The organism is Gemmobacter nectariphilus DSM 15620, from assembly GCF_000429765.1.
Taxonomy (GTDB): domain Bacteria; phylum Pseudomonadota; class Alphaproteobacteria; order Rhodobacterales; family Rhodobacteraceae; genus Wagnerdoeblera; species Wagnerdoeblera nectariphila.
In genome coordinates this window covers 459,030-482,780 of sequence record NZ_AUCM01000003.1, presented here as the reverse complement: position 1 = coordinate 482,780, position 23,751 = coordinate 459,030, and the positions used below count along the sequence as shown (strand labels likewise).

Below are 23,751 nucleotides of genomic sequence, written 5' to 3'. Positions count from 1 at the left end.
ACAGATGTTGACCCCTGTTGCCCTTTCTGCGATGCAATGGGCTGCGTCGACACAGGACGGGACGGCAGAACATGAAGGTCATCATCTGCGGTGCCGGACAGGTCGGCTGGCAGATCGCCCGCCAGCTGGCTGGCGAGAAAAACGATGTCACCATCGTCGATTCCAACACCGATCTGGTGCGCCGCGCGGCGGATACGCTGGATGTTCAAGGGATTGCGGGCTTTGCCTCGTGGCCCTCGGTGCTGGAAAAGGCCGGTGCGCGCGATGCCGACATGATCATCGCCGCGACCTATTCCGACGAGGTGAACATGGTCACCTGTCAGGTCGCGCATTCCATGTTCGGCGTGCCGCGCAAGATCGCCCGCCTGCGCGCCCGCGCCTATCTCGAGGCGATGCACGCCGATCTTTACCGGCAAGATCACCTGCCGATCGACGTGGTGATCAGCCCGGAACGCGAGGTGGCCGAGGCCGCGCTGCAACGCATCGCCGCGCCTGCCGCCTTTGATACCGAGGCCTTTCTGGACGGGCGTGCCCAGCTGCTGGGCCTTGCGCTGGACGAGGATTGCCCCGTCCTGAACACCCCGCTGCGCCAGTTGACCGACCTGTTTTCCACCCTGCGCGCGGTCGTTGTGGGCATCCGGCGCGAGGGTCGGCTGTTCGCCCCCGATCCGGGCGATCAGTTGCTGGCCGAGGATCGCATCTATGTCTTTTGCCATGTCGACGATGTGAAGCGCACGCTGGAGATTTTCGGCAAGGCGACGCGCAAGCAGGAACGGGTCGTGGTCGTCGGTGCCGGAAATGTCGGGCTGGCGGTGGCGCAGGCGCTGGAATCGCGGGCTGACCGGGTGCGCGTGCGCATGGTGGAACGCAACCGCCAGCGGGCCGAACTGGCCGCCGATGCGCTGGAGCGCTCGATCGTGCTGAACGGCGACGGGCTGGACATGGAAATCCTGCAAGAAGCCGACATCGACCGCGCGGATGCCATTCTGGCGGTGACCGAGGATGACCGCACCAACCTTCTGGTCTCGGTGCGCGCCAAGCAGATGGGCTGCCGGCTGGCCATTGCGCTGGTCAACGATCCGACGCTGGTGCCGCTGACCGATGTGCTGGACGTCGATGCCTATATCAACCCGCGCGCCACGACGGTTTCGTCCATCTTGAAACATATCCGCCATGGCCGGGTGCGCGCGATCTATTCGCTGGGCGATGCCGAGGCCGAGGTGATCGAGGCGCAGGTTCTGTCCACCTCGTCCATCGCGGGCCGGCTGGTGCGCGACATTGCCTTTCCCGAAGGCGTTCTGGTCGGGATGGTGATGAAGGGGGCTGATGTGGTGAAACCGATGCCCTCGTTGCGAATCGACGAAGGCGATATCATCACCCTGTTCGTCATGGCGGCGGATGTGCCCGAGGTGGAGCGGCTGTTGCAGGTCTCCATCGACTATTTCTAGATGCGCCGCCTGACCGCCCTGCCCCTGCCGGTCGTGCTGACAGGATTGGCGGCACTCGCGATGTTCGTGCCGGCGGTCCATGCTGTCGTGATGGATCAGCATCGCGTGGCGCGGGCGTTTTTCTACCCGGCGACGCTGATCCTGATCCTGACAGTGATGGTTGCGCTGGCCACGGCCGGATGGAAGCCGCACAATGCCGCCCGCAGCCATCTGCGCAGCTTCGTGCTGGCTTATGCGTTCCTGCCGCCCGTCCTGGCCCTGCCCTTTGCCGAGGCGGTGCGCGATACCACCTATTTCAACGCCTGGTTCGAGATGGTCTCGGCCTTCACCACCACGGGCGCGACACTTTACGACACGCCGGGGCGGCTGCCCGATTCGGTGCATCTGTGGCGCGGGCTGGTCGGCTGGCTGGGCGGGTTCTTCGTGCTGGTGGCGGCGACGGGAATTCTGGCCTCGCAGCACCTTGGCGGGTTCGAGCTTTACGCGCCGCGGGCCATCGGCCGGGTGCGGCTGGAGCCGGGCCAGACCGGGCCGACCACCGATCCGGCCGCGCGGCTGCTGCGCCATGCCCTGACGCTGCTGCCGGTCTATGCCGGGCTGACCGGCCTTGTGTGGCTGGCGCTGCTGCTGGCGGGCGATCCGGGGCTGGTGGCCTTGATGCATGCCATGGCGGCGCTGTCGACCTCGGGGATCACGCCCCTGCCCCATTTGGCCGATGCGCCCTCGGGATTTCTGGGCGAGGCGATCATCGGCCTTGCGCTGGTCTTTGCGCTGACGCGCCGGCTGATGCCGGGCGCTGCCCGGATCGAGACCGAGGCCCCGCTGTGGCGCGACCCCGAATTGCGGGTCGGCATCAGCTTTCTGGTCGCGGTGCCGGTGGCGCTGTTCCTGCGCCACTGGATCGGCGCCATCGAGGGGCAGCTGACCAGCGATCTGGTGCAGGCGGTTCAGGCGCTGTGGGGCGCGCTGTTCACGGTGCTGTCGTTCCTGACCACGACAGGCTTTGAATCGGCGGGCTGGGTGGATGCGCGGGCCTGGTCGGGGATGGATGCGCCTTGGCTGATCTTGCTGGGCCTTGCCATGATGGGGGGCGGCGTTGCCACCACGGCAGGCGGGGTCAAGCTGCTGCGGATCTATGCGCTTTACAAGCTGGGCATCCGCGAGATGGACCGCTTGTCCGAACCCTCGTCGGTGGGGGGCGGCGGTCCTGCGGCGCGGCAGATGCGCGGCGAGGGGGCGTTCATCGCCTTTGTCTTCTTCATGCTGTTCGCGCTGGCGCTTGGGGTGGTGAACCTGCTGCTGGCCCTGTTCGGCATTCCCTTCGAGCGCGCGGTCGTCCTGTCGGTCTCGGCCCTGACGACGACCGGGCCGATGGCCTCGGCCAGCCGTCTGGGCGATACCAGCTGGGCCACGTTGGTGCCCGGCGCCAAGGTGGTTCTGGCCGCAGCCATGGTGCTGGGCCGGCTGGAGACGGTGGCCCTGCTGGCCTTCCTTTTGCCCACGGCCTGGCGCCGTTAGCCCCGGCAAACGGGGTCAGATACAGGCAAATATGTGAATAGGTCCGTAACGGACTGTTTTTTGGGCTGGAATCTCCGGCCAAGGCAGCCCATATTTGGCCAAGCGGGGAGGAACCGCGACATAAACGCCAAGAAGAACGCGCGACAAAGGCAATAAAACATGGCTGGCGACAAACAGAACCTGCAGGACGCATTCCTGAATCACGTCCGCAAGGCCAAGATCCCTGTGACGATATTCCTCATCAATGGTGTCAAGCTGCAAGGCGTGATCACCTGGTTTGACAATTTCTGCGTGCTGCTGCGCCGTGACGGTCAATCGCAACTGGTCTACAAGCATGCGATTTCGACCATCATGCCGGGTCAGCCGATCAGCCTGTACGAAGGCGACGATTGAGCGAAGATGCAAAACCGGGCGCCGGTCTGACGCGCGCCTGGGTGATCCATCCCGACCTGAAATCGGATCAAGGCCGTCGCTTGCCGGAACACCGGCTGGCCGAGGCTGTATCCCTGGCCGCTGCCCTGCCCGAGATCGAGGTTTGCGGCGCCGAAGTCGTGCGCCTGCCCCGGGCCCAGCCGGGCATGCTGTTCGGCTCTGGCAAGGTGGCCGAACTCAAGGATCGCCTGTCCGCGGCCGAGGTCGATCTGGTGCTGATCGACGGCCCCGTGACCCCTGTCCAGCAGCGCAACCTGGAAAAGGAATGGGGCGTCAAGCTGCTGGACCGCACCGGGCTGATCCTGGAAATCTTTGCCGACCGCGCGCGCACCCGTGAAGGCGTGCTTCAGGTGGAACTGGCGGCACTGTCCTATCAGCGCACGCGCCTTGTCCGCGCCTGGACCCACCTGGAACGCCAGCGCGGCGGTTTCGGGTTTGTCGGCGGCCCGGGCGAGACGCAGATCGAGGCGGACCGCCGGGCAATTGACGACCAGGTCATCCGGCTGAAACGCCAGCTCGACAAGGTGGTCCGCACGCGCGAGCTGCACCGCGCCGCCCGCCGCAAGGTGCCCTTTCCCATCGTGGCGCTGGCGGGCTATACCAACGCGGGCAAATCCACGCTGTTCAACCGCATGACCGGCGCCGAGGTGATGGCCAAGGACATGCTGTTCGCCACGCTGGACCCCACCATGCGCGGTGTCGTGCTGCCCTCGGGGCGGCGGATTATCCTGTCGGATACGGTGGGTTTCATCTCGGATCTGCCGACGCAGCTGGTCGCGGCCTTTCGTGCCACGCTGGAAGAGGTGCTGGAAGCCGATCTGATCTTGCATGTGCGCGACATCTCGCACCCCGAAACCGCGGAACAGGCGGCGGATGTGACCGATATCCTTGCCTCACTCGGGGTGCGCAGCGAAGTGCCGATCCTCGAGGTTTGGAACAAACTCGATCTTGTTCCCGAGACTGCCCGCGAAGGGCTTCTGGCGACGGCCGCCCTGCGCGCGGATGTGTTGCCCGTTTCGGCAATGACGGGCGAAGGCATCGCGGCGCTGCTCGATGTGGTCAACGACCATCTGGGCGAGGAACGCCACGCGCGCGATCTGCACCTGGGCTTTGCCGAAGGGCGCAAACGCGCCTGGCTGCATGAACGCGGCCTTGTGACCGAGGAACGCGAAACCCAAGATGGCTGGGATGTGTCGGTCCTGTGGACCGACCGCCAGGCGCATCAGTTCCGCGGCCTCTGATCCTGCACGCCCTGCTTCTTCATCTGTCCTGAAATATCCTCGGGGGTGAGGACCGGCTTGCCGGTCCGAGGGGGCAGAAGGCCCCCTTGTTGCCCACCGCTGCGCCCAAGTCAGGGCGGAGAAAAAGAGGGGGCCGTCTGCCCCCTCTGGTCCGTTCCGGTCCTCACCCCCGAGGATATTTGGATCAAGTCGAAACAGGAGGGGCGGCGGCGTGCCCCGCAGCCGTTCAGCGCCCTTGCTGGCGGCGTGCCATGAAGGCGAGGCGTTCGAACAGGTGAACGTCCTGTTCGTTCTTGAGCAGCGCGCCATGCAGTTTGGGCAGAAGGCTCGTGCCTTCGCGCTTGAGATCCTCGGGCGACAGGTCTTCGGCCAACAGCAGTTTCAGCCAGTCCAGCACCTCCGAGGTCGAGGGTTTCTTCTTCAGCCCCGGCTGTTCGCGCAACTCGTAGAACTGGGTCAGCGCGGTGGTCAGCAGCGCCTCCTTGATGCCGGGGAAATGCACCGCAACAATCTGGCGCATCGTGTCCATTTCCGGGAAGCGGATATAGTGGAAGAAACAGCGCCGCAGGAATGCGTCGGGCAGTTCCTTTTCGTTGTTCGAGGTGATGATGACGATCGGGCGCTGTTTCGCGCGGATCGTCTCGCCGGTCTCGTAGACGTAGAATTCCATCCGGTCGAGTTCTTGCAGCAGATCGTTCGGGAATTCGATGTCGGCCTTGTCGATCTCGTCGATCAGCAGCACGACGCGGCCCTCGGCCTCGAAGGCCTGCCACAGCTTGCCCTTGCGGATGTAGTTCTTGACATCCTTGACGCGTTCATCGCCCAGCTGGCTGTCGCGCAGGCGGCTGACGGCATCGTATTCGTAAAGCCCCTGCTGGGCGCGGGTCGTCGACTTGACGTGCCATTCCAGCATCGGCAGGCCCAGCGAGGCCGCAACCTGGCGTGCCAGTTCCGTCTTGCCGGTGCCGGGTTCGCCCTTGACCAGCAAGGGGCGTTGCAGCGTGACGGCGGCGTTCACGGCCACGGTCAGATCGTCGGTCGCGACATAGCTGTCGGTTCCCTGGAAACGAAGCGTCATTCGGCTCTCCTGTCGCAGGCTGGCGGTATCGGGGTAGCGGTGCGGGGCTGTTTTGGCAAGCACCCCGCGCCGCCTTGCGCCGTGCCGGGTGCGAATCTGCGCCGCGCGGCGGCATCGGGACGGGCGGGGCGCGCGCCTTGGGGCCTGCGGGGGCCATGGGGAAACTTCTGCCAGAGAATTGCTTGTCTTGCAGGGATTGTTTCAGGTTGCGGGAAAATCCCCAGCGTTGCGGCCAGTTTGGTTCGTTCTGCATATGCAAAAGCCTGCCGAACGACGATGGCCTAGTGACAACCCCCGACCTTTCCGTTAATTGCCCGCCCAGAAGGAGGGGCCGCATGACCGTATCCGACGACCTCGACCGGCCAGGCCCTCAACGGGGAACTGTTATGAAAGCCGAGACCTTTCTGCCTGACGATTATCGTCCCGCCGAGGACGAGCCCTTCATGAATGATCGGCAGCTCGAATACTTTCGGCGCAAATTGCTGATCTGGAAGGCCGAGCTTCTGGAGCAAAGCGCCGAGACGCTTGACAACCTTGGGGAAAGCGCCCGCAACGTGCCCGATCTGGCCGACCGCGCCAGCGAGGAAACCGACCGCGCGCTGGAATTGCGCACCCGCGACCGGCAGCGCAAGCTGATTGCCAAGATCGACTCGGCGATCCGCCGCATCGAGAATGGCGAATATGGCTATTGCGAAATGACGGGCGAGCCGATCAGCCTGAAACGGCTGGATGCCCGCCCGATCGCCACCATGACGCTGGAAGCGCAAGAGCGGCACGAGCGGCGCGAGCGCGTTCACCGCGACGACTGATCCTGACGACCGACCACAAGGGTCTGGATGCGCCGGGGTCTATCCCCGGCGCGTTTGTTTCAAGGGGCTGACATGCTGATCGGGCAGGATATCACGGTTCTTGGCGCGGGAATTGCCGGGCTTGCCGTCGCGCGGGCCCTGGCCTTGCGCGGGGCGCGGGTCACGGTGCTGGAGCAGGCCGAAGCCGTGCGCGAGATTGGCGCCGGGCTTCAGGTCACGCCGAACGGGGCGGCCGTGCTGGAGGCGCTGGGGCTGGGCCATGCGCTGCGCGCGGCCGGCGTGGCCTCGCAGGCGGTCGAGCTGCGCGATGGCCCCAGCGAGTCGCTGGTTGCGCAGCTGGATCTGGCGCGGCTGCGGCCTGGTCAGTCCTGGAATTTCGTGCATCGCGCTGATCTGGTGGCGATGCTGCTGGAGGCTGCCCGCGAGGTCGGGGTTGAATTGCGCCTGTTGCAGCGCGCCGCACGGGTCGATCTGACAGACGAGGGCCCCGTTCTGCACACCACCCAAGGGGCAGAGCTGCGCCCTGGTCTGCTGATCGGCGCCGATGGGCTGCATTCGGTGGTGCGCACGGCGCTCAATGGCGCGGCCTCGCCGTTCTTCACCAAGCAGGTTGCCTGGCGCGCGGTGATCCCCGCCGAACCCGAGGCGCGCCCGGTGGCCGAGGTGCATATGGGCCCGGGCCGGCATCTGGTCAGCTATCCGCTGCGGGGCGGCACGCTGCGCAATATCGTCGCCATCGAAGAGCGCACGGCCTGGGTCGAGGAAAGCTGGTCGCTGCGCGATGATGCGATGGAACTTCGGCTGGCCTTCGACAGTTTCGGACCGCGCGTGCGGGACTGGCTGGAGCTGGTGGACGATTGCTGGCTTTGGGGGTTGTTCCGTCACCCGATCGCCAGGCGCTGGGGCTGGACCGCGCCGGCGGCCCCGTCGCTGGGGGTTGCCATGCTGGGGGATGCGGCCCATCCCACCCTGCCCTTTCTGGCGCAGGGCGCCAACATGGCGCTGGAAGATGCCTGGGTGCTGGCGCAGGCGCTGGCCACGCATGACAGCCTGCCCGCGGCACTGGCCGCCTTTCAGTGCGCCCGTGCGGGCCGCACAGCGCGCATCGTGGCCGCTGCGAATGCCAATGCGCGCAACTATCACCTGCGCAGCCCGCTGCGCGAAGTGGCGCATCTGGGGTTGCGCACGGTCTCGGCGCTGGCGCCGGGCCAGCTGTTGAAGCGCTATGACTGGATCCACGGGGTGAATGTCACCGCGGGCGGCTGACGCGCCGCCGCATCGCGGGCAATCCGGTGCCCGGCGGCTCACGGCGCGATGAAGCGCACGCCCTCCATCGCCGCGATGCGGGCGCAATCCTCATCATAGCTGGCGGTCAGGCTGTCGATGGTGTCATCCGTCCAGCCGGGCATGTCCACATCGACCTCCAGCTTTTCGGGCAGCGCGAAACGGTCGAGGAAATCGGCAATGCCGGCGCGGCGGTCCTCGTCCGAGACGGGCTGGGTTTCGGCGAACCAGGCGGCCATGCGGCGCTGTCCGGGCACCGACATCAGGCTGGCCGGCAGATCAAGGGCATTGGCCAGTTCTATCGATTCGTCATGGCCCGCGACCGCGCGCAGCACCGAATGCCAGATCAGCGGCGTATCTTCATCGCACCAGACCGTCAGCCCCGCCCCCGGAACGGCCGCGCGGATGCGCCCCACCAGTTCCGACCAGCGCAGCGCGCCGGCATCGAACCCGTCCGGCACCGGCTCCTGGCCCTTGGCCTTGCGGCGGGCGGACAGGGCGGGAATGAAGGTGGCCGGATTGCGGATCGCGATATGAAATTCGACCGCGCCCCCTTGGAACATGGCGGCAAGGCCACGCGTGCGGGTGCCGGCGGCCGGGTAAAGCTGGCTCTGCGTCACGGCATCGCGCGGAAAGGCGAGGAAGCCTTCGAACGACAGCACCAGCCGCTGCGCCGCATCTTCGGCCTGGGCAGGCAGCAGCCCGTCCAGCAGCGTCTCTGACGCCGCCCCGTCCATCGGCCGTCCGGCAAAGACGGCGGCCGCTGCACGCAGCAGGGCCGGGTAGCGGTCGGGTTCCGGCACGGCGATGCCCTGATCCAGCAGCAGCGCGCGGTTGCGCAGCAGGACGCGAAGCAATCCCCCTTCGTCGGTGCAATGCGCGCCGAGATGATAGACAATCTGCATACTGCCCGAACCTTTCCTGCGGGGGCTCTGCGGCCCCTTGACCGGCCGCAGTATAGGCAGTTTTCCCGGCAGAGAAACCGCTTTATATGTCGCCCATGACCGACCGATCCCCCGCAGAACCTGTGCGCCGTTCCTTTCGTCCCGACCCGTGGTCGGCCGCCGCCGTGCTGATCGCCGCGCTGGTCCTGCTGCCTGTGGTGGCGGTGATCTGGCTGGCGTTCAACCCGGTGGACAATATCTGGCCGCACATGATGTCGACCACCCTGCCCCGGTATCTGACCAATACGGGCCTTCTGATGGCGGGGGTCGGGGTGCTGACGGCCGCCGTGGGCACGGGGGCGGCCTGGCTGGTGACGATGTATCGCTTCCCCGGCGCGCGCGTGCTGGACATCGCGCTTTTGCTGCCGCTGGCGGTGCCGGCCTATATCGGGGCCTATGCGCTGGTCGATCTGTTCGAATTCGCTGGCCCCGTGCAGACCATGTTGCGCGGCTGGATGGGCTGGGTGACGCCGCGCGATTACTGGTTCCCGCCCGTGCGCTCGCGCGGGGCGGCGGTGCTGGTGCTGTCCTCGGCCTATTACCCCTATGTCTACCTGCTGGCGCGCGCGGCGTTTCGCGAACAGTCCGGCAACGCCTACGAGGTCGCGCGGGCGCTTGGCGCTGGCCCCTGGGGGATGTTCCTGCGCATCGGCCTGCCGCTGGCGCGCCCCGCCATTGCCGCCGGCGTGGCGCTGGCCTGCATGGAAACCGTGAACGATTTCGGGGCGGTCAGCTATTTCGGTGTCCAGACGCTGACGACCGGCATCTTTTCCGTCTGGCTGACGGCCGGCAACGCGGGGGGCGCGGCGCAGCTGTCGCTGGTCAGCCTGGCGGTGATCCTGGCCTTGATGGGCATCGAGCGGGCGGGTCGGCGCAACCTGCGCTTTCACCGTGCGGCGCGGCAATCGCGGCCGATCCAGCCGCGCCGGCTGAGGGGCTGGCGGGGCTGGCTGGCCGCGCTGCTGTGCGCCCTGCCCTTTGCGGCCGGTTTCGTGCTGCCGGTCTCGGTGATCCTCTATCATGCGCTGACCAAGCCGGATTACTGGCTGACCGCCGGCCTTGCGCGCGCCTTGTGGCATACGCTGGCAACAGGGGGGCTGGCAGCCGTCCTGTGCGTCAGCGCGGCGCTGGTTGTGGTCTATGGCACGCGGCTGTCCCGGCGCCGCCTGCCGCAACTGCTGCTGCCGCTGACCGGGATCGGCTATGCGGCGCCTGGCGCGGTGCTGGCGGTGGGCCTGCTGATTCCCATGGCCGCGCTGGATCATCGGGTAGCCGATGCGCTGCTGTGGCTGACCGGCCATGATCCGGGCCTGATCCTGACCGGATCGGCCGCGCTGATCGTGCTGGCCTATGTGGTGCGCTTTTTCGCCATTGCCCAAGGGGCGGCCGACAGCGCGATGGACCGCATTGCCCCGTCGCTGCCGCTGGCGGCCCGCTCGCTGGGCCGCACAAGTGGCGGGGTGCTGCGGGCGATCCATCTGCCGCTGATGCGCGGCTCGGTCGGGGTGGCGCTGCTGGTGGTGTTTGTCGATTGCGTCAAGGAATTGCCCGCAACGCTGCTCTTGCGCCCGTTCAACTATGACACGCTGGCAACGCGCGTCCACGAACGCGCCAGCGTCGAGGCGCTGGCCGAGGCGGCACCTGCCGCCCTGCTGGTGATGGGCGTCAGCCTGATCGCCGTGGCGCTGCTGGCAAGAAGCACCCGGGCCGAGGGTGGGCCGCACTAAGCATTGCCGCCTTGCCTTGGCGCAGCGTCATGGGTATCACCGGACCCGTGCCGGCATAGCTCAGTGGTAGAGCGTCTGCCTTGTAAGCAGGGGGTCGGGGGTTCAAATCCCTCTGCCGGCACCAGATTTCGCCCAAAAATGATGATCGCGTCGCAGTAAGGGGCACCTTTTCTGGGTCCGTTGGCACTGCATGCCCCTCATGGCCAATCCAAGGAGGCGCCGGATCTGGCCAGGGGCCGGCAATTTCCCGACCAACCTGTCCTGCCAGCGCCAGGCGCTGCCATCGGATCATGGATCGTCTGCGAAAACCCTGCTCCTGCGGCCCGTAGGGCCAGAGGTGTGGTACGGACGGTCGGACTCGAACCGACACTCCTTGCGGAAGCAGAGTTTGAGTCTGCCGCGTCTACCATTCCGCCACGCCCGCACTGTCCGGCACCCCATGGCAGACGGGCAATCCCGAGCAGGCACCGCAGGCACGAAGCCCCGCTTCGCGTCCAAGGCATCGTCTACCCTTGCCCTGCGACTTCGTCAATCACCCCCGGCGCCGGGGGTGCACCGATCCGTGAAGCCGGCCGGACCCGGGCGGGCTTGATGTTCGGGCCGGCCGCCGCCATTGTGCCGCCGACCAGTCAGCTTGAGGAACAGCCGGTGTCGCGCAACAGCCTTATCCTTGCCGCCGCTGGCGGATCTGCCGTGTTGCTGCTGGGGGCGCTGGGGTTTCAGTATATCGGCGGGCTGTTTCCGTGCGTGCTGTGCCTGTGGCAGCGCTGGCCGCATCTGGTGGCGGTGATCCTGGGCCTGATCGGGATGCGTGTGCCGGGCCGGATTGTCCCGGTCCTTGGCGCGCTGGCCGTGCTGACGACGGCCGGGATCGGCGTGTTTCATGTCGGGGTCGAACAGGGCTGGTGGGCAGGCCTTGAAAGCTGCTCGGGGCGCGGGATCACCGGCATGTCCACCGCAACCTTGCTGGACCCGACCGCCGCCGCCCCCGAACCCGTCCGCTGCGATCAGATCACCTGGAGCCTGCTGGGCATTTCGATGGCAGGCTGGAACGTGATTGCCAGCCTTGGCCTGGCCGGTCTGTGGCTGGCCGCTGCCCGCAAGCGCGGCTGATCCATCGGGGGCAAACGCCAGCGGTCTGCCCCCGACAGGCCCTAGCGGGCATCCTCCAGCATCATCCGGGCGGCCTTTTCCGCGATCATGATCGTCGGGGAATTGGTGTTGCCGCTGGTGATCGTCGGCATGACCGAGGCATCGGCAATCCGCAGCCGCCCCAGTGCCCGGAACCGCAAGCGCGGATCGACGACCGAGGCCTCATCGGCGCCCATCCGGCAGGTGCCGACCGGGTGAAAGATCGTCGTGCCGATATCTCCCGCCGCCTTGACCAGATCGTCGCGCGATTCAAAGGCCGGACCGGGCTTGAATTCCTGCGGATCGAACCGGGCAAAGGCCGGCTGCGCCGCAATATGCCGCGCGATGCGGATGGCGCGCACGGCGACCTCGCGGTCCCCCTCGGTCGCCAGATAGTTCGGCCGGATCGCCGGATGCGCGCGGAAGTCAGGCGATTTCGCATGGACCGATCCGCGGCTTTCCGGCCGCAGGTTGCACACGCTGGCGGTCATCGCCGGGAAGGGATGCACCGGGTCACCGAACTTGTCGAGCGAGACCGGCTGGACATGGAATTCCAGATCGGCCGTCGCCTTGTCCGGCCCGGATTTCGTGAAGATGCCCACCTGGCTGGGCGCCATGGCCATGGGGCCGGACCGTTTCAGCAGGTATTCCAGCCCGATCGCCGCCTTGCCCCACAGGCTGGAGGCCTTTTCGTTCAGCGTGGGCACCCCCGTCACCTTGTAGACCAGCCGCAGTTGCAGATGGTCCTGAAGGTTGGCGCCGACCCCCGGCACCTCGACCAGCGGCGTGATGCCTGCCGCCTGCAAGGCCGCGCCCTGCCCGATCCCCGACAGCTCCAGCAGATGCGGCGAGCCGATGGCGCCGGCCGACAGCACGGTTTCTCGGGCGGCCCGCGCCTCGATCCGCTGGCCATTCTGGTGGAAGATCACGCCCTTCACCTCGCCGCCTTCGACGATCAGCCGCTCGGCCTGGGCCCCCGTCAGAACGCGCAGGTTCGGGCGGTTCGCGGCAGGGCGCAGAAAGGCCTTGGAGGTGTTCCAGCGAATCCCTGACCGCTGGTTGACATCGAAATAGCCGCCACCCTCGTTGTCGCCCGAATTGAAATCAGCGGTGCGCGCAATGCCGGCCTGTTCGGCCGCGTCCAGAAACGCATCCAGCACCTGCCAGCGCACCCGCGCCGTTTCCACCCGCCATTCGCCGCCCGTGCCATGGGCCTCGCTGGCGCCGCGATAGAAATCCTCCTGCGCGCGGAACAGCGGCAGCACGTCATCCCAGCCCCAGCCGGTGCAGCCCATCTGGCGCCACTGGTCGTAATCCGCCGCCTGACCGCGCATGTAGATCATGCCGTTGATCGAAGAGCAGCCCCCCAGCACCCGCCCGCGCGGATACATCAGCGCCCGCCCGTTCAGCCCGGGTTCCGGTTCGGTATGAAAGCCCCAGTCGGTGCGCGGATTGCCGATGCAATACAGATACCCCACGGGAATATGGATCCAGTGGTAATTGTCGCGCCCCCCGGCCTCGAGCAGCAGCACCCGGTTGCGCGGGTCGGCCGACAGCCGGTTGGCCATCACGCAGCCCGCGCTGCCTGCCCCGATCACGATATAGTCGTACTCGCTCATGCCGTCTCCTCCGCACCTGGCCGGACGATACCGGGACAGGCGGGGGGCGAAAAGGCCAGTTGATATGGCAGGTGCCGAACATTTCAAGAACAGTGCTTTTCCCTGCCGCCAAAGGCGCTATACTGCGGCCATGATCCCGGATGCCGACATGCCCGACCGCTCCTTGCCCCTCAGCCAGCGCGCCATGGCAGCGCGCCCTGCCCCGCCCTATCTTGACGGGCTGAACCCAGCCCAGCGGCAGGCGGTCGAGGCGCTGGATGGCCCGGTCCTGATGCTGGCCGGCGCCGGCACCGGCAAGACCAAGGCGCTGACCACCCGCATCGCGCATCTGCTGTGGACCGGCAAGGCGCGGCCGAACGAAATTCTGGCCGTGACCTTCACGAACAAGGCCGCCCGCGAGATGAAGGACCGCGTGGCCCGCCTGTTGGGCGAGGCGGTCGAGGGTCTGCCCTGGCTGGGCACCTTCCATTCCATCGGGGTCAAACTGCTGCGCCGCCATGCCGAACTGGTGGGGCTGAAATCGAACTTCACCATCCTGGATACCGACGACCAGATCCGCCTGATGAAACAGGTGATCTCGGCGGCCAATCTGGATGAAAAACGCTGGCCTGCGCGCCAGCTGGCCGGCCTGATCGACCATTGGAAGAACCGCGCCTGGACGCCGGAACAGGTGCCGACCTCGGAAGCGGCCCATTTCAACAATCGCGGGACGGAACTGTATGCCGCCTATCAGGACCGCCTGCGCACGCTGAACGCGGTGGATTTTGGCGATCTGCTGCTGCATTGCGTGACGATCTTCCAGCGTCACCCGGATGTGCTGGCGCAGTATCAGCGCTGGTTCCGCTATATTCTGGTGGACGAATATCAGGACACCAACGTCGCCCAGTATCTGTGGCTGCGCCTGCTGGCCCAGACCCATCGCAACATCTGCTGCGTGGGCGATGACGATCAGTCGATCTATGGCTGGCGCGGGGCCGAGGTGGGCAACATCCTGCGGTTCGAAAAGGATTTTCCCGGCGCTGTCGTCGTGCGGCTGGAACAGAACTACCGATCCACCCCGCATATCCTGGCGGCCGCCTCGGGCATCATCGCGGCGAACGAGGGGCGACTGGGCAAGACCCTGTGGACCGATCTGGAACAGGGCGAAAAGGTGCGCCTGATCGGCCATTGGGACGGCGAGGAAGAGGCCCGCTGGATCGGCGAGGAAATCGAATCCCTGACCCGCGGCGGTCGGCGTCTTGGGCCCGTCTCGCCGAACGGCATGGCGATTCTGGTCCGCGCCGCCCACCAGATGCGCGCCTTCGAGGATCGGTTCCTGACCATCGGCCTGCCCTATCGCGTCATCGGCGGACCTCGGTTCTACGAACGGCAGGAAATCCGCGATGCCATGGCCTATTTCCGGCTGGTCGTCAGCCTTGAAGATGACCTGGCCTTTGAACGCATCGTCAACCTGCCCAAGCGCGGCCTGGGCGACAAGGCGCAAGGCGACATCCAGCGCGCGGCCCGATCGGTCGGTGGCAGCCTGATCGACGGGGCGGCGGCGCTGCTGGCGCAAGGCGGCATCGGTGGGCGCGGCGCGGGGGCGCTGCGCGGCTTTCTGGATGGCATCGCCCGCTGGCATGTCGAGGCGTCAAAGCCCGGCTATGACCACATCCGGCTGGCCGAAACGATCCTCGAGGAATCGGGCTATACCGCCATGTGGCAGGCCGACAAATCGCCCGAGGCGCCGGGGCGGCTGGAAAACCTCAAGGAACTGCTCAAGGCGCTGGAACAGTTCGACACGCTTCAGGGCTTTCTGGAACATGTCGCGCTGATCATGGACAATGAAACCGAAGAGGCGGCGGAAAAGGTCACCATCATGACCCTGCATGCCGCCAAGGGGCTGGAATTTCCGGTCGTCTTTCTGCCGGGCTGGGAAGACGGGCTGTTCCCCAGCCAGCGCAGCATGGACGAAAGCGGGCTCAAGGGGCTCGAGGAAGAACGCCGCCTTGCCTATGTCGGCATCACCCGTGCCGAGGATCTGTGCACCATCTCCTTTGCCGCCAACCGCCGGGTCTATGGCCAGTGGCAATCCCAGCTGCCCAGCCGCTTCATCGACGAGCTGCCCCCCGACCATGTCGAGGTTCTGACCCCGCCGGGTCTTTATGGCGGCGGCTATGGCGCTGCGGCGCCAGGCTTTGCCGGGGTGGAATCGCGTGCGGCGCGGGCTGATGTCTACAACTCGCCTGGCTGGCAGCGCATGCAGAACCGCCAGCCCCAGCGCGGCATGTCCAGCCAGACTGCGGCGCGCGCCATGGTCATCGACGCCGAGGCCATCCCCGCCCATGAGGGCGGCGCACGCGTGTTCCACCAGAAATTCGGCTATGGCACCGTGACCGGCGCCGAAGGCGACAAGCTGACAGTGGCCTTTGACAAGGCCGGGGTCAAACATGTCATGGCCTCGTATGTGGTGGCTGCCGATCAGGCCGATGACGTGCCGTTTTGACCGTCCTTTGCCTTTTCTCAAATACCCCGGGGGTTTCCCAAGGGGGCAAGTCGCCCCCTTGGGGCGGGGGGATCGGGGGGCAGCCGCCCCCCGACCTCACCCCTTGCCGATCCGGCCCAGATGCGTGATCCCGAACGTGCGCTCGGATTTCAACCCATAGCCCATGGCCCGGTCAAACCCGATATGCGCCAGCCAGATGCAGGCGACAGGCAGCAGCCCCGGCGCCAGCCATAGCCCCATTGCGGCCAGCAGCGCGGGACCCACATGGCTATGCGCCAGGTTATAGGCCCGCGCCCCGGCAACAGGGCCAAGCAGATAGGCCAGCATCGCCAGATCGGGCGCCAGCACCAGCAGCGCAAAGGTCTGCCAGTGCCCTCCCACAAGGGCGAAGCCGGCAAGCCCGGCCGCCAGCGCCGCAGCGCCTTCCAGCCGCAGAATGGCAATCATCGGACGGTCCAGCGTGATGGTCATGTCTACCTCCATTGCGAATGACGCAGATCTGGCGCAAGACCAACCAAAAAGAAATTGCATGAAAGCGTATGCTTGCTATGCAGTAACGTATGGAAAAACCCGTCGACTGGACGCTCTGGCGCAGCTTTCTTGCGGTGGCCGAAACCGGCAGCCTGTCGGCCGCCGCGCGCCGCCTTGGCCTGACCCAACCTACCCTCGGCCGACATATCGAGGCGCTGGAAACCGCCCTCGGCCAGCCGCTGTTCCTGCGTGCCCCGCACGGCATGATGCCCACGCCTGCCGCGCAAGCGCTGATGCCCGAAGCGCAGACAATGGCCCATGCCGCCGCCAGCCTTGAACGCCGCGCCGCCTCCAGCGGCGAGTTCCGCGGCACCGTGCGCATCGCGGCCAGCCATGTGGTCGGCGCCGAGGTGCTTCCGCGCCTGCTGGCCCCGTTGCTGGACCAGCATCCGGGGTTGGCGATCGAACTTGACCTGTCGAACGACCCGGCCGACCTTGGCCGCCACGCTGCCGATCTGGCGATCCGCATGACACGCCCTGGCCAGTCCAGCCTGATCGCCCGCAAGCTGGCCGATGTGCGGCTGGGCCTTTTTGCCCATTCCGGCTATCTGGGCCGTCACGGCACGCCCACCGACCCGGCCGACCTGGCTGCCCATGTCCTGATCGGCCCCGACCGCAACACCGCCGCGCTGGCAGGGCTGGACGCCCTGCAGCTTGGCCGCAGCGCCCTGCGGCTGCGCAGCGATTCCGAAGCGGCGCAGATTGCCGCGGTCCGCGCGGGCCTTGGCATTGGCGTTCTGCAACAGGCCATCGCCGCCCTTGACCCCGCGCTGGTCCCCGTTCTGCCAGATCGCTTTGCCTGGCCGCTCGAGGCCTGGCTGGTGCTGCCCGATGGGCTGCGCGCGCTGGCGCCGGTGCGCCGGGTGGCCGACCATCTGGCCAGGGTTCTGCCGCGATTTTACGCAGGCGCCGTCACCATCGCGTGACCCGGACAGGCGAGCGGCTGACAGGGGGGAATTCTGCGCTATCCTTCCCCTGTTCCGCCAGCCGCGCCCCGAGGCCCCATGATCCGCCTTGCCGCCCCTGCCGCCGCCCTGCTGCTTGCCGCGCCCGCCATCGCGCAAGAGCGCATTCCCAGCCATTGCATCAGCCTTGCCGAGGCGCCGGGGCTGGAGGTGATCCACCGCGCCGCCTTTGGCGATCCGCTCGGGCAGGACCGCGTGCGCATCAGCTTTCTGCATCATGCGATGTTCCTGATCGAAACGCCCAATGGAACCACGGCCGTCACCGACTATACCGGGGTTCTGGGCCGCACCGATCATGTGCCCACCGTGGTCACGATGAACAACTCGCACACCACGCATTGGACCCCCGCCCCCGATCCGCGCATTCCCCATGTCCTCGAAGGCTGGGGCACCGAGGATTTCCCGACCGAACACGACCTTGATCTTGGCGAGATGCGGGTGCGCAACGTGCACACCGATGCGCGCGGGCGCTGGGATGGCGGGGTGCGCAAGAATGGCAATTCGATCTTTGTCTTCGAGGCAGCCGGCCTGTGCATCGGCCATCTGGGACACCTGCATCACGAACCCGATGCTGCGCAATATGCGGCACTGGGTCGGCTGGATGTGGTGATGGTGCCGGTCGATGGCGGCTACACGATGAATGTCGAGACCATGATGAAGGTGATCTCGCGCCTTCGATCATCGGTGGTGTTGCCGATGCACTGGTTTTCCGGCGACTCGCTGGGGATTTTCCTTGATGGCATGAAGGACAGCTTCGATGTGGTCGAACTGGACCAGAACAGCATCGAGCTGGGCCTGCACGATCTGCCGCGCCGCCCGACCATCATCGTGCTGCAACCCCGGTTGCTGCGTGGCCCCTAGGCTGCCATTCGTGCCTTTTGGGAAACGCAGTGTCGGGTTTCGCGCGGCTCACCATCAGGTGACTTGCGCAAAATTTGTGCCAATCATAGATGACCGCCACCCTGTGCCCTGTCCGAGTCGGGCGGGCGCGGGGATGTATCGCAACCAGGCATCCGCAGGACCCGTTCAGATGACCCCCAACAAGCCCCAGCAGGGCAGCCAGCAGACGGCGCCGCAGCAACAGCAGCAGCAGGGCACCGCTTCGAAACCGTCGCAACAGCAAGGCGGCCAGACCACCCGGTTCACCGACTGGGCCTCGATCTGATCATCGGTCAGGGCCTTGCCGCCCCGCGCGGCGCGCGGCATTCTGCGCGCCACCATGACCGGAACACCCTTGACCAGCATCAACAGCATCGGACCTGCGACCGCAGCCTCGATGCAGCGCGCCGGGATCCCTGACGCAGAAACCCTGCGCGCGCTTGGCGCCGATGCCGCCTATCGCAAGCAGCTGGACCACGGCGAGAAGCCGCATTTCATCTGGTATTACGTTCTGGTGATGGCCCTGCAGGGCCGCCCATGGAACGATTGCAAGGGCGCCGAAAAGACCGCCCTGCGCGCCCGCTTCGACCAGATCGTGGCCGAGGCCAAGGCCGCGCGGCTGAACCGCACCGATCTGCTGCACCCCGATCTTGAAACCGCGCTGGACATGCTGGGCGTGGTCCCAAAGCGGGGGTAAGGCGGGGGCCGGTCCGACAGTTCCAGCGCAGCCGCCTTTGGCAGCGTATCCGCCCTTGGGCGCCCCCTTCAAATCTGGCGACCTGATCCGCGCCGAACCCGCAGGCGTGACCCTGCGAGCATCCGTTCATCATGCAGGCACATGCGCCTTGCCCCCGGGGCGCCGTGTGCCCTCAGACGTCCACATCCTCGACGAAGCGCGCGTTTTCCTGAATATACTGGAACCGCAGCTCGGGCTTTTTCCCCATCAGGCGTTCCACCAGATCGCCGGTTTCGCCCGGGATCTCATCGTCGATCGACACCCGGATCAGCTTGCGGGTTGCCGGGTTCATCGTGGTGTCCTTCAGATCCTTGGCGTCCATCTCGCCAAGGCCCTTGAATCGTTGCACGTCGATCTTGCCCTTGCCGCCAAGGCCGCGGGAAAGCCATTCCTCTTTCTCGGCATCATCCGCCACATAGATCCGCCGCGCGCCCTGGGTCAGGCGGTAAAGCGGCGGACAGGCCAGATACAGGTGCCCCTTGTCGATCAGCGGCCGCATCTGGGTAAAGAAGAACGTCATCAGCAGGCTGGCGATATGCGCGCCGTCCACATCGGCATCGGTCATGATGATGACCTTGTCGTAGCGCAGATCCTCGACGTTGAATTTGCTGCCCATCTGCACGCCAAGCGCCTGGCACAGATCGTTGATTTCCTGGTTGGCGCCCATCTTGCCGCCAGCCGCGCCCAGCACGTTGAGGATCTTGCCCCGCAGCGGCAATAGCCCCTGGGTCTGCCGGTCCCGCGCCATCTTGGCGCTGCCACCTGCCGAATCGCCCTCGACGATGAACAGCTCGGTCCCTTCGCGGTTGGTGGCCGAACAATCGACCAGCTTGCCGGGCAGACGCAGCTTTTTGGTCGCGCTCTTGCGGGCGGTTTCCTTTTCCTGCTTGCGGCGCAGGCGTTCCTCGGCGCGCAGGACCAGAAAGTCCATGATCGCGCCCGCCGATTTCGGATCGGTGCCCAGCCAGGTGTCGAAATGGTCGCGCACCGCGCCTTCGACCCATTTCGCGGCTTCCTCGGTCGACAGCCGGTCCTTGGTCTGGCCGACGAAAGACGGCTCGCGGATGAAGATCGACAGCAGCGCGCAGCCGCCGGCCATCAGATCGTCACGGGTGATCAGATCGGCCTTGCGGTTCTTGGATAGCTCACCATAGGCGCGAATGCCCTTGTAGATCGCGGCCCAGAAGCCCGATTCATGTGTGCCGCCTTCGGGGGTGGGCACGGTGTTGGTATAGGACTGGATGAACCCGTCGCGCATGGGCGTCCAGTTGATCGCCCATTCCACGCTGCCGGGAACGCCGTATTTTTCCTCGAAGCTGACCTTGCCGGCAAAGGGCTTGTCGGCATAGGTCATCGTGCCGTTCAGCGTGTCGCCCAGGTATTGCGCCAGCCCGCCCGGGTAATGGAACACCGCCTCGCGCGGGGTTTCGCCATCGTCGATGTCCGACGACCAGCGGATTTCCACCCCCGAGAACAGATAGGCCTTGGATCGGGTCATCTTGTAAAGCCGCGCGGGTTTCATCCGCTGGCTGCCAAAGATCTCGGGGTCGGCATGGAAGGTCACCGAGGTGCCGCGCCGGTTGGGCGCCGCCCCCACCTTGCCCACCGGTCCCTTGGGCTTGCCGCGGCTGAATTCCTGGGCGAACAGCTCGCGGTTGCGGGCGACCTCGACGCGCAGATGATCCGACAGCGCGTTCACCACCGACGACCCCACGCCGTTCAGACCGCCCGAGGTGGAATAGGCCTTGTTGGAAAACTTGCCCCCCGCATGCAGGGTGCACAGAATGACCTCGAGCGCCGATTTGTCCGGGAATTTCGGGTGCGGATCGACCGGAATGCCGCGGCCATTGTCGCGCACAGTGACCGAATAATCCGCGTGCAGCTCGACCTCGATGCGGGTCGCGTGACCGGCCACCGCCTCGTCCATGGCGTTGTCGAGGATTTCGGCGACCATATGGTGCAGCGCGCGTTCGTCCGTGCCGCCGATATACATGCCGGGGCGCTTGCGGACAGCTTCCAGCCCCTCGAGCACCTCGATGGACGAGGCGTCATAGGTTTCCGGTTGCTGGCTGAGAAGGTCGGACATGGCTGCTCGATTCTGACTGTCGGTTTGATCGCAGCAATAGACCACCCAGCGGGGCAGGACGCAAGTTATGGGGACCCTGCGCCCTGCCCTTTGGCCGGTTATACCGGCTCGGCGTTCCGCTCGGCCCACATCCGCACCCAGGCGGGGCGGGCGTGGCAGCGGGCCAGCCAGGCGGCAAGCGCGGGCCAGGCATCATAGATGCCGGGCTGCGCCATCGCATAGCGCACACATTCCGACAGCACGATGTCAGCCACCGTGAAGCGATCGCCCATCAGCCAGTCGCGGCCCTGAAGATGCGCCTCGATCCGGGCAAAGGGACGTGCCAGGGCGCGGGTGCGTTCGGCGATGATCGCCTGCCCCTCGGGCGTGCCGGCCTGACCCTTGCCATGCACCTGCGCAATGTCCAGACCGGGCGTTTCCACCGAGGTCGCGCCCAGCAAGGCCCATTGCACCGCCTGGCCTTCCTCGGCCAGATCGCGCGGGGCCAGATCGCCGCCGAACTTGCGGGCAAGGTAGTAGGTGATCGCCAGCGATTCGGTCAGCAGCAGATCGCCATCCAGCATGGCCGGAACCAGGCCCTGGGGGTTCACCTTGAGAAAGTCGGGCGAGGCGGTGTTGAACGGCGCATCCGGCGCCGCCGCATCGGGCAGGCGGTAGGACTGGATCACCGGGACATGCTGAAACGGCGTGTTGGTTTCGTAAAGCAGCCAGATCGGCCGGGTGGCGCGGGATCGCATGGCGCCATAGATCGTCAGCATCGCTGTTTCCTCCTGCATGCGTGCGCGCCCAGCCTAGTGCGCCGCGTTGGCGGCGAAAAGTGGCTTGCCGCATGGGCAGGCCGGCGGCCACCCTGTGCACAAAGGCCCCGTGCGATTCGCCAGACCCGAGGACTGCCCGCACCCCATGACGGTTGCCGATCACCAACCTGCCCCCGGTTCCGTCCCCGAACGGGATGGCAAGGCCGCCATCGTGGACAGGCTCTATGATGTCGCCATGGACCCGATCCGGCTGGAGGAGTTGCTGGACGTCTGGGAAGGCCATGCCGCGCCCTTGCGCGCCCATGGGGCTGGGTGTGCGGCCTTGCCCGAAGATCCCGAGATCGCCCCGCATATCGACCGCGCCGGGGTGTTTCTTGACCGCTATCAGCCAGATACGGCGAACAGCGGGCAACAGGAGGTGCTGGACCGCATCCCCCGATCGGCGGCCTTTCTGGCCGATGGGGGCCCGACGGTCGCGGCCTGCAACCGCGCGGCCCGGCTGGTCTTTGGCATCGCGAACGGCGCGCCGCTAAGCGCCCTGCCCTTCGATCCCGAAGACGTGGACATGCTGCGCGGGGTGATCCGCAAGGTCGCCCATGGCCAGGACGAGCGGGTCGTGACACTGCGGATGCGATCGACAAGCACCGGCAGCGTCGTCATCATGCGGGTCAGCGCGCTGGAGATGATGGGGCGCACGCAGCTTGCGCTGGTCATGTCGACCGAACTGGTCTGGCCCGAGGGCTTTGAACATACCGTGCAAGAGGCCTTTGGCCTGACCGCCGCCGAGGTCGAGATCGTGCGCGGCATCACGCTGGTCCAGCCGATCAAGGACATTGCCGAGGCGCGGGGCCGATCGACTGAAACCGTGCGCACGCAGTTGCGGTCCATCCTTGCCAAGACCGAAACGCACAGCCAGCAGGAACTGGTGCGCGTCGTTCTGGGCCTGATGGAGGTGGCGCTGGTGCCGGGTGCCAGGGGCACTCATGCGGGCCCCGCAGCGGGGATGGAGTGGATCGAGCCTGCAGCCACCCAATCACATGGCAGGCGGCTGGAATGGATCGAATTCGGCGATCCGGGCGGGCGTCCGCTGGTGTTCATGCATCTCGATTTCGGCCTGATCCGCTGGCCGGTCGCGGCCGAACGCGCGGCCCTGCATCGCGGCCTGCGTGTCATCGTGCCGATCCGGGCGGGCTATGGTGGCTCGTCGCCCTTGCCAGCCGGCCGCGCCCATCTGGACGGGGTCAGCGACGATTATGCCGCCGTTCTGGACCATCTGGGGGTCAGGGGCGCGGTGGTGATCGCCCAAGGGGCCGATCTGCGATTCGCACTTAACCTGTCGCTGCAACGCCCCGATCTGGTCCGCGCCGTTCTGGGCTGCGCCGCGCAACTGCCGCTGCGCACCCCGGCCCAGTATGAGCGGATGGACAAATGGCAGCGCTTTGTTCTGGCCAATGCCCGCTATGCCCCGCGGGTGCTGCCCTTCATCGTCAAGGCCGGCTTCTCGCTGGCGCGCAAGCTTGGCCCCGAGGATTTCTTTCGCAAGGTCAATGGTGGTTCGGCGGCCGATATGGCGGCCTTTGACGATCCGGCGATCCGCTCGGCCGTGGTGGCCGGTGCGGCGCAGACACTGCTTTTGCCGGACGGCCACGGCGCGGCCGCCTTTGCGCAGGAATGCCTGGGGTCGGAAAAGGACTGGTCAGCCATCGTCGCCGCCGCTCGGGTGCCGGTGCGGCTGTTGCAGGCCGATCAGGATCCGCAATCGCCGGTGCTGACGATCCGCGAACTGATGGCCGACTTCCCGCATCTGGACGTGACATTCGTGCCAAATACCGGACAGCTGCTGTTCTTTTCCCGCTGGTCCCTGGTGCTTGACGAAGCCGAACGGCTGATGGGCCTGAACAGCTGACCCCGCATCGGAAAAAACGCGTCAGCCTGCAAAATCGACCGATATACCCTGAACGGGGTATGCGCCGGATGGCGGCGGCGCGCTAGGGTGAGCGCATTGATCGAGACCATTTCGATAAAGTCCTAGTCCCCGACAAGGCGGCGGCATCCTGGGTGTCGCCGCCTATGTCATTTC

20 protein-coding genes and 2 tRNA genes are annotated in these 23,751 nt (G+C 66.3%); 15 read left to right on the top strand and 7 right to left on the bottom strand.

Going from position 1 to position 23,751, the window contains the following annotated elements:
* The first annotated feature begins 71 nt into the window (after window positions 1-71).
* From trkA to hflX, 4 genes are all read left to right on the top strand, one after another.
* Entirely contained in the window at window positions 72-1,448 is a 1,377-nt protein-coding gene (trkA, locus tag G481_RS0102305) for a Trk system potassium transporter TrkA (protein ID WP_028028561.1), read from the top strand.
* Window positions 1,449-2,966 carry a TrkH family potassium uptake protein gene (locus G481_RS0102300; protein ID WP_028028560.1) on the top strand — a complete coding sequence of 506 codons (1,518 nt, stop codon included), beginning with the start codon at window positions 1,449-1,451 and terminating at the stop codon, window positions 2,964-2,966.
* Between the two features lie 159 nt (window positions 2,967-3,125).
* A complete protein-coding gene (gene hfq, locus G481_RS0102295; RefSeq protein WP_028028559.1) occupies window positions 3,126-3,359 on the top strand; it encodes an RNA chaperone Hfq in 234 nt (77 codons plus the stop codon).
* Complete coding sequence (gene hflX, locus G481_RS0102290) at window positions 3,356-4,639, top strand: GTPase HflX (protein WP_051294248.1); 1,284 nt, start codon at window positions 3,356-3,358, stop codon at window positions 4,637-4,639. The genes hfq and hflX overlap by 4 nt, the downstream gene beginning before the upstream one ends.
* A gap of 226 nt (window positions 4,640-4,865) precedes the next feature.
* Here hflX and G481_RS0102285 read toward each other — a convergent pair whose 3' ends face one another.
* A complete protein-coding gene (locus G481_RS0102285) occupies window positions 4,866-5,717 on the bottom strand; it encodes an AAA family ATPase (protein WP_028028557.1) in 852 nt (283 codons plus the stop codon).
* A gap of 386 nt (window positions 5,718-6,103) precedes the next feature.
* Between G481_RS0102285 and dksA the strand changes: the two genes are divergently transcribed.
* A complete protein-coding gene (gene dksA, locus G481_RS0102280) occupies window positions 6,104-6,526 on the top strand; it encodes an RNA polymerase-binding protein DksA (protein WP_028028556.1) in 423 nt (140 codons plus the stop codon).
* 72 nt (window positions 6,527-6,598) lie between these two features.
* A complete protein-coding gene (locus G481_RS0102275; RefSeq protein WP_028028555.1) occupies window positions 6,599-7,792 on the top strand; it encodes an FAD-dependent oxidoreductase in 1,194 nt (397 codons plus the stop codon).
* 38 nt (window positions 7,793-7,830) lie between these two features.
* On the opposite strand, the gene G481_RS0102270 is transcribed toward G481_RS0102275, so the two are convergent.
* Window positions 7,831-8,715, bottom strand: coding sequence for a hypothetical protein (locus G481_RS0102270; RefSeq protein WP_028028554.1), 885 nt, complete (start codon window positions 8,713-8,715; stop codon window positions 7,831-7,833).
* Between the two features lie 86 nt (window positions 8,716-8,801).
* On the opposite strand from G481_RS0102270, the gene G481_RS22640 reads away from it, so the two are divergent.
* Together G481_RS22640 and G481_RS0102260 are read left to right on the top strand one after the other, a co-directional pair.
* Entirely contained in the window at window positions 8,802-10,481 is a 1,680-nt protein-coding gene (locus G481_RS22640) for an ABC transporter permease (RefSeq protein WP_051294247.1), read from the top strand.
* Window positions 10,482-10,530: 49 nt separating this feature from the next.
* Window positions 10,531-10,605: transfer RNA gene (locus tag G481_RS0102260), tRNA-Thr, on the top strand.
* Window positions 10,606-10,821: 216 nt separating this feature from the next.
* Here G481_RS0102260 and G481_RS0102255 read toward each other — a convergent pair.
* Window positions 10,822-10,905: transfer RNA gene (locus tag G481_RS0102255), tRNA-Leu, on the bottom strand.
* A 224-nt stretch (window positions 10,906-11,129) separates the two neighbouring features.
* Between G481_RS0102255 and G481_RS0102250 the strand changes: the two genes are divergently transcribed.
* Window positions 11,130-11,594 carry a disulfide bond formation protein B gene (locus tag G481_RS0102250; RefSeq protein ID WP_028028553.1) on the top strand — a complete coding sequence of 155 codons (465 nt, stop codon included), beginning with the start codon at window positions 11,130-11,132 and terminating at the stop codon, window positions 11,592-11,594.
* Window positions 11,595-11,635: 41 nt separating this feature from the next.
* Here G481_RS0102250 and G481_RS0102245 read toward each other — a convergent pair whose 3' ends face one another.
* Entirely contained in the window at window positions 11,636-13,231 is a 1,596-nt protein-coding gene (locus G481_RS0102245) for a GMC family oxidoreductase (RefSeq protein WP_028028552.1), read from the bottom strand.
* 148 nt (window positions 13,232-13,379) lie between these two features.
* On the opposite strand from G481_RS0102245, the gene G481_RS0102240 reads away from it, so the two are divergent.
* On the top strand, window positions 13,380-15,716 hold the full coding sequence (locus G481_RS0102240; RefSeq protein ID WP_028028551.1) for an ATP-dependent helicase: 2,337 nt from the start codon (window positions 13,380-13,382) through the stop codon (window positions 15,714-15,716).
* Between the two features lie 96 nt (window positions 15,717-15,812).
* On the opposite strand, the gene G481_RS0102235 is transcribed toward G481_RS0102240, so the two are convergent.
* Window positions 15,813-16,187 (bottom strand): DUF4260 family protein, encoded by a 375-nt coding sequence (locus tag G481_RS0102235; protein ID WP_028028550.1) that lies wholly within the window; start codon window positions 16,185-16,187, stop codon window positions 15,813-15,815.
* An 89-nt stretch (window positions 16,188-16,276) separates the two neighbouring features.
* On the opposite strand from G481_RS0102235, the gene G481_RS0102230 reads away from it, so the two are divergent.
* The 4 genes from G481_RS0102230 to G481_RS0102215 all read left to right on the top strand — a co-directional run bounded on the left by G481_RS0102230 (window position 16,277) and on the right by G481_RS0102215 (window position 18,788).
* Window positions 16,277-17,173 (top strand): LysR family transcriptional regulator, encoded by an 897-nt coding sequence (locus tag G481_RS0102230; RefSeq protein WP_028028549.1) that lies wholly within the window; start codon window positions 16,277-16,279, stop codon window positions 17,171-17,173.
* Window positions 17,174-17,251: 78 nt separating this feature from the next.
* Entirely contained in the window at window positions 17,252-18,073 is an 822-nt protein-coding gene (locus G481_RS0102225; protein WP_028028548.1) for an MBL fold metallo-hydrolase, read from the top strand.
* Between the two features lie 169 nt (window positions 18,074-18,242).
* Entirely contained in the window at window positions 18,243-18,377 is a 135-nt protein-coding gene (locus G481_RS26845; RefSeq protein WP_281171634.1) for a hypothetical protein, read from the top strand.
* 54 nt (window positions 18,378-18,431) lie between these two features.
* Window positions 18,432-18,788, top strand: a complete 357-nt coding sequence (locus tag G481_RS0102215) for a TfoX/Sxy family DNA transformation protein (protein ID WP_035024934.1) — start codon at window positions 18,432-18,434, stop codon at window positions 18,786-18,788.
* 172 nt (window positions 18,789-18,960) lie between these two features.
* Here G481_RS0102215 and parE read toward each other — a convergent pair whose 3' ends face one another.
* A complete protein-coding gene (gene parE, locus G481_RS0102210; protein ID WP_028028546.1) occupies window positions 18,961-20,913 on the bottom strand; it encodes a DNA topoisomerase IV subunit B in 1,953 nt (650 codons plus the stop codon).
* A 98-nt stretch (window positions 20,914-21,011) separates the two neighbouring features.
* Window positions 21,012-21,671 (bottom strand): glutathione S-transferase family protein, encoded by a 660-nt coding sequence (locus G481_RS0102205; protein ID WP_028028545.1) that lies wholly within the window; start codon window positions 21,669-21,671, stop codon window positions 21,012-21,014.
* Between the two features lie 145 nt (window positions 21,672-21,816).
* Between G481_RS0102205 and G481_RS22635 the strand changes: the two genes are divergently transcribed.
* Entirely contained in the window at window positions 21,817-23,577 is a 1,761-nt protein-coding gene (locus G481_RS22635; protein WP_051294245.1) for a bifunctional helix-turn-helix transcriptional regulator/alpha/beta hydrolase, read from the top strand.
* The last annotated feature ends 174 nt before the right edge of the window (window positions 23,578-23,751 follow it).

Coding starts and splice junctions, on each gene's coding strand:
- trkA (WP_028028561.1), top strand. CDS start 72: ATGAAGGTCATCATCTGCGGTGCCGGACAGGTCGGCTGGCAGATCGCC.
- G481_RS0102300 (WP_028028560.1), top strand. CDS start 1,449: ATGCGCCGCCTGACCGCCCTGCCCCTGCCGGTCGTGCTGACAGGATTG.
- hfq (WP_028028559.1), top strand. CDS start 3,126: ATGGCTGGCGACAAACAGAACCTGCAGGACGCATTCCTGAATCACGTC.
- G481_RS0102285 (WP_028028557.1), bottom strand. CDS start 5,717: ATGACGCTTCGTTTCCAGGGAACCGACAGCTATGTCGCGACCGACGAT.
- dksA (WP_028028556.1), top strand. CDS start 6,104: ATGAAAGCCGAGACCTTTCTGCCTGACGATTATCGTCCCGCCGAGGAC.
- G481_RS0102275 (WP_028028555.1), top strand. CDS start 6,599: ATGCTGATCGGGCAGGATATCACGGTTCTTGGCGCGGGAATTGCCGGG.
- G481_RS0102270 (WP_028028554.1), bottom strand. CDS start 8,715: ATGCAGATTGTCTATCATCTCGGCGCGCATTGCACCGACGAAGGGGGA.
- G481_RS22640 (WP_051294247.1), top strand. CDS start 8,802: ATGTCGCCCATGACCGACCGATCCCCCGCAGAACCTGTGCGCCGTTCC.
- G481_RS0102245 (WP_028028552.1), bottom strand. CDS start 13,231: ATGAGCGAGTACGACTATATCGTGATCGGGGCAGGCAGCGCGGGCTGC.
- G481_RS0102240 (WP_028028551.1), top strand. CDS start 13,380: ATGCCCGACCGCTCCTTGCCCCTCAGCCAGCGCGCCATGGCAGCGCGC.
- G481_RS0102235 (WP_028028550.1), bottom strand. CDS start 16,187: ATGACCATCACGCTGGACCGTCCGATGATTGCCATTCTGCGGCTGGAA.
- G481_RS0102230 (WP_028028549.1), top strand. CDS start 16,277: ATGGAAAAACCCGTCGACTGGACGCTCTGGCGCAGCTTTCTTGCGGTG.
- G481_RS0102225 (WP_028028548.1), top strand. CDS start 17,252: ATGATCCGCCTTGCCGCCCCTGCCGCCGCCCTGCTGCTTGCCGCGCCC.
- G481_RS26845 (WP_281171634.1), top strand. CDS start 18,243: ATGACCCCCAACAAGCCCCAGCAGGGCAGCCAGCAGACGGCGCCGCAG.
- G481_RS0102215 (WP_035024934.1), top strand. CDS start 18,432: ATGACCGGAACACCCTTGACCAGCATCAACAGCATCGGACCTGCGACC.
- parE (WP_028028546.1), bottom strand. CDS start 20,913: ATGTCCGACCTTCTCAGCCAGCAACCGGAAACCTATGACGCCTCGTCC.
- G481_RS0102205 (WP_028028545.1), bottom strand. CDS start 21,671: ATGCTGACGATCTATGGCGCCATGCGATCCCGCGCCACCCGGCCGATC.
- G481_RS22635 (WP_051294245.1), top strand. CDS start 21,817: ATGACGGTTGCCGATCACCAACCTGCCCCCGGTTCCGTCCCCGAACGG.